The 11302-nt window shown below is 42.8% G+C and carries 11 protein-coding genes; 10 read left to right on the top strand and 1 reads right to left on the bottom strand.

Annotation, left to right across the window (positions count from 1 at the left end):
- Positions 1-166: 166 nt before the first annotated feature.
- The 7 genes from NSMS1_RS30835 (at position 167) to NSMS1_RS30805 (ending at position 7898) form a co-directional block, all read left to right on the top strand.
- Positions 167-1420 (top strand): HhoA/HhoB/HtrA family serine endopeptidase, encoded by a 1254-nt coding sequence (locus NSMS1_RS30835; protein WP_224089393.1) that lies wholly within the window; start codon positions 167-169, stop codon positions 1418-1420.
- Between the two features lie 192 nt (positions 1421-1612).
- Complete coding sequence (gene def, locus NSMS1_RS30830) at positions 1613-2152, top strand: peptide deformylase (protein ID WP_224089390.1); 540 nt, start codon at positions 1613-1615, stop codon at positions 2150-2152.
- 93 nt (positions 2153-2245) lie between these two features.
- Positions 2246-3394, top strand: coding sequence for an HMA2 domain-containing protein (locus NSMS1_RS30825; RefSeq protein WP_224089387.1), 1149 nt, complete (start codon positions 2246-2248; stop codon positions 3392-3394).
- A 35-nt stretch (positions 3395-3429) separates the two neighbouring features.
- Positions 3430-4140, top strand: a complete 711-nt coding sequence (locus NSMS1_RS30820) for a hypothetical protein (protein ID WP_224089384.1) — start codon at positions 3430-3432, stop codon at positions 4138-4140.
- Between the two features lie 108 nt (positions 4141-4248).
- Complete coding sequence (locus NSMS1_RS30815; RefSeq protein ID WP_224089381.1) at positions 4249-6558, top strand: heavy metal translocating P-type ATPase; 2310 nt, start codon at positions 4249-4251, stop codon at positions 6556-6558.
- 74 nt (positions 6559-6632) lie between these two features.
- Positions 6633-6938 (top strand): DUF5132 domain-containing protein, encoded by a 306-nt coding sequence (locus NSMS1_RS30810; protein WP_224089379.1) that lies wholly within the window; start codon positions 6633-6635, stop codon positions 6936-6938.
- 372 nt (positions 6939-7310) lie between these two features.
- On the top strand, positions 7311-7898 hold the full coding sequence (locus tag NSMS1_RS30805) for an HMA2 domain-containing protein (RefSeq protein WP_224089376.1): 588 nt from the start codon (positions 7311-7313) through the stop codon (positions 7896-7898).
- Between the two features lie 60 nt (positions 7899-7958).
- On the opposite strand, the gene NSMS1_RS30800 is transcribed toward NSMS1_RS30805, so the two are convergent.
- Positions 7959-8774, bottom strand: a complete 816-nt coding sequence (locus NSMS1_RS30800; protein WP_224089374.1) for a carbon-nitrogen hydrolase family protein — start codon at positions 8772-8774, stop codon at positions 7959-7961.
- Positions 8775-9039: 265 nt separating this feature from the next.
- Between NSMS1_RS30800 and NSMS1_RS30795 the strand changes: the two genes are divergently transcribed.
- The 3 genes from NSMS1_RS30795 (at position 9040) to NSMS1_RS30785 (ending at position 11210) form a co-directional block, all read left to right on the top strand.
- The gene (locus NSMS1_RS30795) at positions 9040-9633 is read left to right on the top strand and encodes a MarC family protein (RefSeq protein WP_224089371.1); all 594 of its coding nucleotides are present in this window, start codon (positions 9040-9042) and stop codon (positions 9631-9633) included.
- A 95-nt stretch (positions 9634-9728) separates the two neighbouring features.
- Complete coding sequence (locus NSMS1_RS30790; RefSeq protein ID WP_224089368.1) at positions 9729-10652, top strand: bile acid:sodium symporter family protein; 924 nt, start codon at positions 9729-9731, stop codon at positions 10650-10652.
- Positions 10653-10778: 126 nt separating this feature from the next.
- Positions 10779-11210 (top strand): hypothetical protein, encoded by a 432-nt coding sequence (locus NSMS1_RS30785; protein ID WP_224089366.1) that lies wholly within the window; start codon positions 10779-10781, stop codon positions 11208-11210.
- Positions 11211-11302: the final 92 nt, after the last annotated feature.

Genomic DNA, 11302 nt, shown 5'->3' with positions numbered 1-11302 from the left:
TTACCACCTTTGCTGCTAATCGTCACAATAGAAGATATAAGCAAGCACCAATTTAGCATTCAGACGCTCTAGACCTGGAACCAGCTTTTGAGTTGTAATCATGTTGGGGTAAACCCGGTAGGCAAGATCCTAGCACTCACAGACCAACACGGAGAAGTAAAGACACATGAAGACATATAATAGTGAACTAAAAAATATTCATACTTTGAGGTTGCCTGATAAGGTGGGATTCAGGGGTGCAGTCTTGATGCTACTGGGTGGGATAATGGTAGCTATTGGCGGTTGCTCTGTTTTACCTACCAGAAGTTCCCAGTCGCAGACAAATCAATCACAACCCCAAATAGTTACTGACAACACTCCAGCCGTCGCGCCTCCAGCGATTTTCTCCTCCACCAACGACCCTAATTTTGTCGTAGCAGTAGTGCAGAAGGTAGGAGGCGCAGTAGTGCGAATTGATTCTGCGAGGACGGTAACAGCTCGTGTCCCAGAAGAATTTAGCGATCCCTTCTTCCGCCGCTTTTTTGGAGATAGAACGCCATCACAGCAGAGACAGCGAGTAGAAAGAGGTAGCGGTTCAGGATTTGTGATTAGTTCCTCTGGACAAATTTTAACTAATGCTCACGTAGTTGATGGTGCTGATTTAGTTACAGTTACCCTCAAGGATGGTAGAACTTTTGACGGTAAAGTATTGGGTGAAGACCCAGTAACAGACGTAGCTGTAATTAAAATAGATGCGAATAACTTACAAACTGTACCTCTAGGTAACTCTGAAGCTTTACAACCAGGTGAAGCAGTAATTGCGATCGGTAATCCTCTGGGGTTGAATAATACGGTAACATCGGGAATTATCAGCGCCACGGGTCGTTCTAGTAGTGATATTGGTGCTAGTGATAAGCGTGTTGACTATCTACAAACAGATGCAGCAATTAACCCTGGTAACTCTGGCGGTCCCTTGCTCAATGCGCGTGGTCAAGTAATTGGGATGAACACAGCTATTATCCAAGGCGCTCAAGGTTTGGGTTTCGCCATTCCCATCAATACCGTACAGAAGATTTCTCAAGAATTAATTACTCAAGGTAAAGTAGAACATCCTTATTTGGGTGTGCAGATGGCAAACCTGACACCAGCCATTAAACAAAAACTTAATGAAAGATTTGGCGATCGCATTAACATTACCGCAGATAAAGGTGTCTTAATAGTCAGAATCATTAGCGGCTCCCCCGCCGATAATGCCGGAATTACACCAGGAGATGTGATTCAAAGTATTAATAATCAATCTGTCACCACAGTCGAAGAAGTACAAAGACTTGTAGAAAATAGCCAAATCGGCAAACCTTTACAAGTCCAAATAGAACGCAAAGGGCAAACAACACAGGTAGCCGTTACGCCAGCGCCTTTACCTGTGCAGAGGGAGGAGTGAGGGAGTGGGTGAGATGAGAGAGATGTAGCTTGCTTCCCGCAGGGTGGGAGATGAGGAAGATTACGGGGATGAAGGAGACAAAACAACTGACAACTGACAACTGACTAATGACCAAATTGTTATTATTTAATTAATCTCAAAGCATTAGAGTAAGGGTAACTACCCTACTCCCCACTCCCCACTCCCTACCTTATGAATACTGAATTACGCCCCATCATTCAAATAGGCAATCCTACACTGCGTCAAAAAGCAGCTTGGGTAGATGATGTTCATGATCCTGCTATACAGGAACTCATTGATGACTTAATTACCACTGTTGCTAAAGCTAACGGTGTGGGAATTGCGTCTCCCCAAGTAGCACAGTCTTACCGTCTATTTATTGTGGCTTCCCGTCCTAATGCTAGGTATCCTCACGCGCCACAAATGGAACCTACCGCTATGATCAACCCTAAGATAGTGTCTCATTCGAGTGAAGTAGTTAAAGATTGGGAAGGGTGTCTCAGTGTTCCGGGAATTAGAGGGTTAGTTCCTCGGTATCAAGCTATCGAGGTCGAATATACTGACCGTTATGGAAATTTACAAAAACAAGAGTTAACAAACTTTGTTGCTCGTATATTTCAACACGAATTTGATCATTTGGATGGTGTAATCTTTATTGACCGAGTACAATCTACCTTAGAGATGATTACTGAGCAAGAATATCAAAAATTAGTATCGGGTAATACAAAATAAAAAATTCTTTTTAAGAATCATACCCAACAAAAAATTTTAATGTATACTTAACCTATTGTTAACCTTAAGAGCCGGGTGTAGCTATCGAGATAAATGGCAGAAACTATTACTAGTCGTGAAAGGTCAAGTCCCTATCTAACTTTATCCTCTGACTTAACCTCAACTCAGCGTCAAAGCGATGAATTAAAAGTGAATACGAATAGCAGTAGACCGGGAGAATATCCCTTACAAATCTCTGCTACTGGTATGCAGGTTGTACACGCAACGAATGGACGCATACGAATTAAAGCGACTGATGGTAGTTTGAGCTACAACGTCAAAGCGATCGCCAAACACTTAAAGCAGTATATAGGTGTCAGAGAAGTTATTACCAATGAGCCTACAAGCAGCATGGTAGTTGTCTTTGATGAAAATAAATTGCCACTGCCAAAGATGTTGGCGATATTACGACAACTCAATATTCAAACGGCGCAAGATTCACCCTTATCAGATCCCTTTGCTCCTTGGAAATCCGTTGATTTTTGGAAAGAGCAAACTGTCTCGTTTATCCCCTTAATGACAGGGTTAGCGGTGACAGGAGGATTAGGAGTGAGTGGTATCCCGGCAATTCCTCTATACATGATTACCGCAGAAGCGACTCGGCGAGTAATTGACTATCTAGAACCGCAAATAACGGGACAAGATGCAGTCAAAGAGTCTGCAACAACTGTAGTCACAACAGAGGAATGTCAGCCAGCCGCCGCCGGAGAAAAAATTACCAAGACAACAATTAAGTCTGCGGAAGTAGCTTATAGTGTTGTTCACGAAATTTCTGGTAGAATCAGATTTCACATACCTTTAATAGCCAGCGATCGCGCTTATGCAAAGCGTCTAGAAAAGTTATTAAAAACTGATGCTTTAGTTAGCCAAGTACGCATAAATTGTGATGCAGCGTCATTAGCCATATCATATAAAAAAAATAAAGTAGCTGTATCTCACTGGGTAAGTCTGATGGAATTAGCATTGCAGACAACCCCCATAACAAAAGTTCCACAACAAATGCCAGCCGCCATAAAAGAATTGAATAACACATCAACTACCTTGGAGCGAGAGACAGTTAGTCAGCTAACTACTCCAAGTGAACCAACAACTATAAATTCCCCAACTGAAGGTCAAACTCTAGATATTTCTAGTTTATGGGCTGACATGAAACCTTCAGCACTATCTTATTCTTTAAACTTTATAGCTAACTTGCCGTTATAGAACGTTCCCAATCAAGGAACAATGGAGGAATCAAAATGGAGGATTCTGCATCATCATCATCAGATGCTGTCCCGCGACCGTCGCAACAAAGTTGCACAAATTCACAAAAAACATTTTATAGCGTGACCTATGCGCTACCTGGGCAAATTGCATATTGCATTCCTCGGATGAGCGCAGATCCAAAATATCGCCAAAACCTACTAAGGTTGCTAGAAGCGCAAAGTGGGATTAGATATCAGGAAATTAATGAGGATACCGGGTCTTTGGTAATTGCTTACGAGTCTGGATTAATGTCCGATATGGAGATGCGTGAGCATTTAGCTAGTCTATTTCAGGCTGCTGAAACCACTAAGGATACAGAAGTAACTGTACCACCAACCAAAGAGCCGACAATATCACCCTCTCCGCCTCAGTCTGTCACTAATTCAAGAACAACTGAGCAACCTGAAAAAGTAGCCTATAGTGTCGTTCACTCAATCCCTGGACGAGTACGGTTTCATGTCCCGCAAATTGCCACAGATCCAGCATACATCCAACGCTTAGAAGCGCTACTCCAATCAGATCCAGTGGTAATCAGTAAACGCATCAATCGACATGCGGCTTCTGTGATTATCACCTATCAACCAGGAAAAGTGCGAAGGCCGCCGCAACAGCCTCTGCAAAGCATTTTTGCAGTTGCAGTAGCTTACTTTTCTAGTCTGATTGAATCTGCCGGGATCACAGCCAATATATCCAGCAACAAATAAAACCAAGCAAGTCTGCGTTCTCAGTTATCAGTGGAATAACCTGACCCTTCGGCTACGCTCAGGGTCAACTGTCAACTGAAATACACACCACATTCAAAGATTAAGGTAATGGCAATGACAGTCCAACTAGCATCACCTTCTATTCAAGAGTCTTATGTAACCTTAGAGGAAAAGGGTGGAGAACTATCTATAACTCCCCTACCTCAAAAGACAACCGCAAGACAAAACGGCAGAGTGGCTTTAACTTCTGCTCAAGTAAAATCTTCTAAGAAGGTTCCACAAGTTGTCTATAGTGTGGTTCATGCAGTTCGTGGTAGGTTGCGGTTGCGTGTACCTCTTTTACGCAACGATGCAGACTACGCTCAAAGGTTACAAACCTTGCTGGAAGCTGATCCCTTGGTAACAAGTATCAAAATTAAGCCAGCCGCCGCATCTTTGGTTGTAAATTACAAATCCAGTGGTGTCACTGAGGCGAAAATGAAATCGCGCCTTAGCTGTTTGCTCATGGCTGCAAGTGATACTGGAGTTGTATTACTGAATCCGAAAAAGGCAGCACCACAAGACGAAGAAAAGCCTTGGCCGGGTATGCAGCTTTCTATATTCGCTACTGGTTTAGCGGTACTGAGTGGGCCTTTTGGAGTAGCTGTTCCCCCAGTTTTGACGGCTGGAACTATTGCACTGGCAACCTTACCTGTATTTAAAAGAGCGGTAGAAGGTATTGTCAAAGAGCGCAAGTTAAGTATCGACTTCTTAGACTTTATTGCGATCGCTATTACCACAGTGCAAGGACAATTCCTCACACCAGCACTGATGTTGAGTTTAATCGAGATTGGCGAAAATATCCGCGATCGCACTGCTCGTTCTTCCAAAACGCAAGCATTGGATCTGCTGGGTTCTTTAGGACAGTTTGCTTGGGTAGAACGCAACGGTGAGAAGGTGCAAATTCCCATCCAACAAGTGCTTCCCGGCGATACCGTGATTGTTTATCCTGGAGAACAAATACCTGTGGATGGAATCATCCTTCAAGGTAAGGCTTTAGTTGATGAACAAAAGCTGACTGGGGAATCTGTACCCATTTTGAAGAAGCAAGGACAATCTGTATTTGCCTCGACTTTGGTACGGGAAGGACAAGTATATATTTTAGCGGAACGCCTCGGTAGTGATACTCGTGCCGGACAAAGTATTAAGCTGATGGAAGAAGCACCCGTCCATGATACTCGCATGGAAAACCACGCTAACAAGATTGCGGAAATCGCTGTTATTCCCACCTTGTTACTAGGTGCAGCAGTATTCGCCATAACCCGTAATCCCATTAGGGTTGCCAGCATTCTCACCCTTGACTTATGTACAGGGATTCGCGTATCTATTCCCACGACAGTTCTCGCCGCTTTATCCCATGCGGCAAGACAAGGTATTCTCATTCGTAGCGGTCGCGCCCTAGAAAAATTAGCCGAAATTGATACCATCGTCTTTGATAAAACAGGTACACTCACCCAAGGGGAAGTGGCAGTCATTGGCGTTGATAGTTACAATAGCGAAATTTCTAGCGATCGCATATTAGCAATTGCCGCCGCCGCCGAACAACGTCTTACCCACCCAGTTGCAGAAGCGATAGTACGTTATGCAGAGTCCCAACAAGTAGCGATCCCCAGCCGCAGCAAATGGGATTATAAGCTTGGTTTAGGGGTGAAAGCTGAAATTGATGGCGATACTATTTACGTCGGTAGTGAGCGCTTCCTACGTCACGAAGGCGTAGATATGGAAGTCCTCAACGGCAGTGGTGCTAAAGCTACCTCTGTGATTTATGTCGCCATTAACGGGCAACTCCAAGGTAAAATAAGATATAGTGATATTCTCCGTCCTGAAACCAAAGAAGTCATTTCTCGGTTGATGACGGTAGAAGGTGTAGAAGTCCATATGCTCACCGGCGATAACAAGCGCACAGCCACAGCTGTAGCTGCCGAACTGGGAATTGCACCCGCAAATACCCATGCAGAAGCTTTTCCAGAACAAAAAGCAACGGTAGTCCGTGGACTGCACGAGCAAGGCAAGACAGTTGCATTTGTTGGGGATGGGATTAACGATTCGCCAGCTTTAGCTTACGCTGATGTTTCTGTATCCTTTGCCCACGGTTCGGAAATCGCCCGTGAAACAGCCGATGTGGTGCTAATGGAGAACGACTTACACGGCATCTTAGAAGCAATTGCGATCGCCCGTCAAGCCAAGAGTTTGATTCGCCAAAACACTGGAATTATCGCTATTCCTAACATAGGAGCATTGGTAGTTGCGGTATTGTTTGGTCTAAACCCACTAGCAGCAACGGTAGTCAATAATGGCTCCACCATAGTTGCAGGAGTTAACGGTTTACGTCCAATGCTTAAACATTCCCCAAAAAAAGCTCTACCAGCAGGAAGATGAGATAAATAATCTAGCAGGACTAGTCTTGAAAGCTTTCATACAATTTTTCAAACAACTTACTGGAGGAATTAATCATGCCTAAAATTACTGATTTCGTTGAAGAAGCAGGCGCACCTGGACTAATTGCAGGTATTGGTGCAGTGCTATTAGCTCCCGTTCTCATCCCAGTTGTCGCTGGTATTGGTAAACCCATTGCCAAGTCAATCATCAAAGGCGGTCTTGTTGCTTATGAAAAGAGCAAAGGTGCTTTTGCAGAATTGGGTGAAACCTGGGAAGATATCGTTGCTGAAGCGAAGGCTGAACTAGCGGAATCACAAGAAACCCCTGCATTTGAAGCTGCTAGCACACCTATTGATAGCTCGTCTGACAATGGTGTGTAGTTCAGCTATCCATAAGAAGCTGACTTGTTTTTTGTTCAAGCATACGTATTTGTAGTAGGGTGGGCATTGCCCACCACAACAGAAAAAGTATGTAAGTTCAAAAATTAAGTATCATCCTATTGCCGATTATTTGAGATGGGCGAGTAACCCATCTCAAGAAGATTTTAAGAAATAAACCATCGGCTAACTTAAGACCGCCGGGTTTCGACTGCGCTCAACCCTCTTCTAATAAGGTTAGCGAGCATTGAGCGTAGTCGAAATGCGTCTTCTAAATAATTGTGTCCACTTACTTATTAGTCTATTTATATTTAAGTAATTAGCTATTTAAACACTAAAAAATAAACCTAAAGTATCAGTTTGGAGGGTGGTTTCATGTTGACAAATAGTCATGGTAATCTGACGACAATGCCAAAAATTCAAAATAAAATAAACCTCTATACGCCTTCCTCTCCTATATCTACAAAAGTTGTTAGTGATACTCCAGGAAGATTAAGGTTGAGAATTGCTCACTCTCATCGTCAACAAGAGACGATGGAACATATTGCTGATACCTTAAATGCACAACCTCATGTTGACGATGTACGAACTAATGTTGATCATGGCAGTATTGTCATTAAATACGGTGGTAAAAACGGCGATTTAGAGGACGTATTAGCAACGCTGAAAGATTTAGGGATTATATTTGGCGAGATTACAGAAGGTGGAACTGAAGCAGCTACAACTGTATCAAGTGCTGTCGTAGATTTGAACAAACGAGTCAGACAAGCAACCGATGGCGTAGTTGATATTCGTTTCCTTTTCCCTCTGGGATTAAGCATTCTGGCTGTGAGACAGCTAATTATTAAAGGCTTGCAATTTGAAATTATTCCCTGGTACGTTCTAGCTTGGTACTCTTTCGATAGTTTCATCAAGCTGCATGGCATTACACCGCAAAAACCTAGTAACCAAGCTGGGGAGTAGGTGTGTCAGTTGACAGTTGAAATAATCTGATAACTGACAACTGATTAATATCCCCTAAACTTAACTAAAGACACGGTGTTGCAAGGAAGGCATTTGTCGGCGGACTTGTTCTAAACGGGATGGGTTGATTTCTGCGATCGCAATTCCTGGTTTGTCACCTGCATCATCTAAAATAGTTCCCCAAGGGTCGATAATTACGGCGTGTCCGTGGGTAAGGCGGCGACCATAATTATTACCAGTTTGTGCTGGGGCAATTACGTAGGCAGTATTTTCAATCGCTCTTGCTTGTAGTAATACTTGCCAGTGGTCTTTGCCTGTAAAAGCAGTAAAAGCAGCCGGGATAAATATTATATCTGTTCCCTTATCTGAGAGATGGCGGTAGAGTTCGGGGAAGCGGACATCGTAGCAAATAGAAACGCCAATATTTCCTAAATATTCCGAGAAATGCACTGGGGGTAGTTCCTGTCCGGCAACAACAGTGCTAGATTCCCTGTAGGTATTACCATCAGGAACGTTGACATCGAAAAGATGTACTTTATTGTAACGGGCTAGTTCTTCACCATTGGGACTGACAAGGACAGTGGTGTTATAGACTCTACCTGTATCACCAACTGGCACAGGGAAACTACCACCCAAAAGAGTGACTTGGTAGCGCTGCGCCATTGTTTTAACAAAAATTTCACTCTCACGCGCAATTACTTCAGCTTGAGCCAGTTTGTCTTGTTCTTCACCCATAAAAGAAAAGTTTTCTGGCAAACCTACTAACTCAGCACCTCGACGCACGGCCAGATCAATTAATTCTTCAGCTTGTGCCAAATTCTTGTGTAAATCAGGCACACTGGTCATTTGAATAGCAGCAGCTAAATAAGGCTTCATAGACTTAATAAAAACAGTTGAGTTGTGTGAGATAGATACTTAAATATACCGTTAGTTTAGGAGATGGGAGTAGGGAGTAATTAATTCAAAATTCAAAATTCAAAATTCAAAATTCAAAATTAAGAAATTTTGCCTTCTGACTATGGACTATGGACTGTTGACTATGGACTAATGACTAATGACTACTTCCATCATCCTATGGGAGATAGCAAACTTAACCTAATCACGGTAAGTTGTTATCAAACTTTGATAAATTGGCGTGGCTGTGGATACCTCTATTCTGGTTCAGACTTTTTTGGCTGTGTTTGTGTTGGCAGATGCGATAGGTAATATTCCGGTGGTTTTGGCTTTAACTAAAGGCATGATGCCGGAGGATAGAAATAAAATAATCGATAAAGCGAGTATTGTGGCGATCGCAGTTTTATTACTATTCGCCTTTGGTGGTCAATATATTTTGGCTTATTTAGAAATTAGCATGGCTTCTTTGCGGGTAGCTGGGGGGCTGTTGTTGCTATTAATTGCACTGCAAATGCTTCGGGGAGAGTTGGACACACCAATTACGGAAGAAGGAAGGGATGTGGCTATTACGCCTTTGGCTTTGCCTTTGTTAGCGGGGCCGGGTACATTAACGACGGTAATGTTATTTATGTCGAAAACTCAGAATCCTCATTTAGAAGTAGTATTGGGGATTGTGGGAGCGATGTTGATTTCTTGGTTGATTTTGCGTTTAGCAAATCAAATAGACAAGTTTATTGGTGTTGAGGGTGCTGTAATTGTCACACAGCTTTTAGGGTTTCTGTTGGCGGCGCTGGCGGTGGAGATTGGGACAACAGGGATTAAGGAGTTATTTTTGCGGTAATTAAAAACGGAAGATGGGAACTTGGTATGATTTAATCGTTCGCAAATGGGAGATTTTCCAGCCTGCAAAAGTTGTGACCAGTTCAGATATAGTAAATGTCTTCTCAAATTAATCGTCTCATCAAAGTCAGCCAAGATTTATTTTTTGTTTGGGTATTAATTGGCGCTACATATGGTTATTTTTTCCCAAAAATTGCCGCCAGTGGGAGTAGTAATATTTCCATAGCCTTGGGAGTGGTGATGTTAGGCATGGGTTTAACCATCACTCTTGAGCAACTAAAAGGCTTACGATATGCTGGTAAAGCTTTAATTTTGGGAGTGGTGCTACAGTTTACTATCATGCCGCTCTTAGGATGGTTAGCCGCAACAGTTTTAAAATTACCACCGATGTTGGCATTGGGAGTAATTCTTGTAGGTGCAAGTCCTGGGGGTACTGCTTCGGAAGTGGTGACTTTTTTGGCTCGTGGTGATGTACCCCTATCTGTAGCTTTAACTACTGCTTCTACACTAATTAGCCCAATTATGACACCGCTTTGGATTTGGTTTCTCAGTTCCAACTGGGTGGAAATACAGCCGCTATCTTTAATTATGACTACGGTGCAATTTGTACTATTACCTGTATTAGTAGGTATCGGGATGCGGTGTTTTTGGACTCCTAATAAATTGGTCATGGAAGGAGTTTTACCGCTAGTGTCTATGTTCGCAATTGTGTGGATTATTGCTACAGTTGTGGGCTTAAATCGCGATCGCTTATTTATTATGCCAATAGTTATAGTCGCGGTAATTTTTCATAATGTTTTGGGTTTAATTTTGGGTTATCTGGGTGCAGCGATGACAGGTCAATCAACACCTGTTTGCCGTACAATTTCCATAGAGGTGGGAATGCAAAATTCTGGTTTAGCTGTAGCATTAGCGATCGCTCATTTTGACCCAGTAGCAGCGATACCAGGAGCTATATTTAGCGTCTGTCACAATCTTACAGGCTCGTTGATAGCCTCAATTTGGCGGAAAAGTGCCTAATGGGTTGAGTCTGGATGGAAAAGTTCTATTGGGAAATCTATAACGCTTGTATGGGTTCTCAGAGTGATTACGCTAAAGTCAGGAAAGAGAAAATATCAGATTAACCAGTGCTGAATCAGGTCAAAGATGGGTACATGCAGAGTAACGGTGGAATTACCAGAACCAATATTTCAAGAACTGGCGCGAATTGCTGAGTTGACTAATCAATCTTTAGAGGCGATCGCAGCACAAAGCATTATGAGCAATTTACCACCATCTGCTGACAATGCACCAGCCCAGATACAAGCATCGTTACTGGAAATGCAAAGGCTACCAATGGATGAACTGCTAAAAATTGCTCATGCTCAAGTTCCTTTAGTTCAGCAACAACGCCATATTTCATTATTAGAAAAGAATCAATTAGCATCAATTACCCCACAGGAACGTCAGGAACTCGATAATTTACGTTCTGCTGCTGATCAGTTGATGCTACAAAAAGCTTATGCTTGGGCTGTATTGTGTTGGCGTGGTCATCGAGTACCAAGATTGGAAGAAATAGTGTCAGAAACTCGTCGATGAGTCTTTTATTCTCGTGAATGAGTATCAGACACTCGTCGATGAGTCTTTTATTCTCGTGCGCGAGTATTAGAAACTCGCCGATGAGTCTTTTA

The sequence above is a fragment of the Nostoc sp. MS1 genome, assembly GCF_019976755.1.
Classification (GTDB): domain Bacteria; phylum Cyanobacteriota; class Cyanobacteriia; order Cyanobacteriales; family Nostocaceae; genus Trichormus.
This window is presented reverse-complemented; position numbering and strand designations above follow the sequence as displayed.

Bases quoted from the DNA above. Each gene is read 5' to 3' on its own strand.
- NSMS1_RS30825 (WP_224089387.1), top strand. From the start codon at position 2,246: ATGGCAGAAACTATTACTAGTCGTGAAAGGTCAAGTCCCTATCTAACT.
- NSMS1_RS30790 (WP_224089368.1), top strand. From the start codon at position 9,729: ATGTCTTCTCAAATTAATCGTCTCATCAAAGTCAGCCAAGATTTATTT.
- NSMS1_RS30820 (WP_224089384.1), top strand. From the start codon at position 3,430: ATGGAGGATTCTGCATCATCATCATCAGATGCTGTCCCGCGACCGTCG.
- NSMS1_RS30805 (WP_224089376.1), top strand. From the start codon at position 7,311: ATGTTGACAAATAGTCATGGTAATCTGACGACAATGCCAAAAATTCAA.
- NSMS1_RS30835 (WP_224089393.1), top strand. From the start codon at position 167: ATGAAGACATATAATAGTGAACTAAAAAATATTCATACTTTGAGGTTG.
- def (WP_224089390.1), top strand. From the start codon at position 1,613: ATGAATACTGAATTACGCCCCATCATTCAAATAGGCAATCCTACACTG.
- NSMS1_RS30800 (WP_224089374.1), bottom strand. From the start codon at position 8,774: ATGAAGCCTTATTTAGCTGCTGCTATTCAAATGACCAGTGTGCCTGAT.
- NSMS1_RS30785 (WP_224089366.1), top strand. From the start codon at position 10,779: ATGGGTACATGCAGAGTAACGGTGGAATTACCAGAACCAATATTTCAA.
- NSMS1_RS30810 (WP_224089379.1), top strand. From the start codon at position 6,633: ATGCCTAAAATTACTGATTTCGTTGAAGAAGCAGGCGCACCTGGACTA.
- NSMS1_RS30815 (WP_224089381.1), top strand. From the start codon at position 4,249: ATGGCAATGACAGTCCAACTAGCATCACCTTCTATTCAAGAGTCTTAT.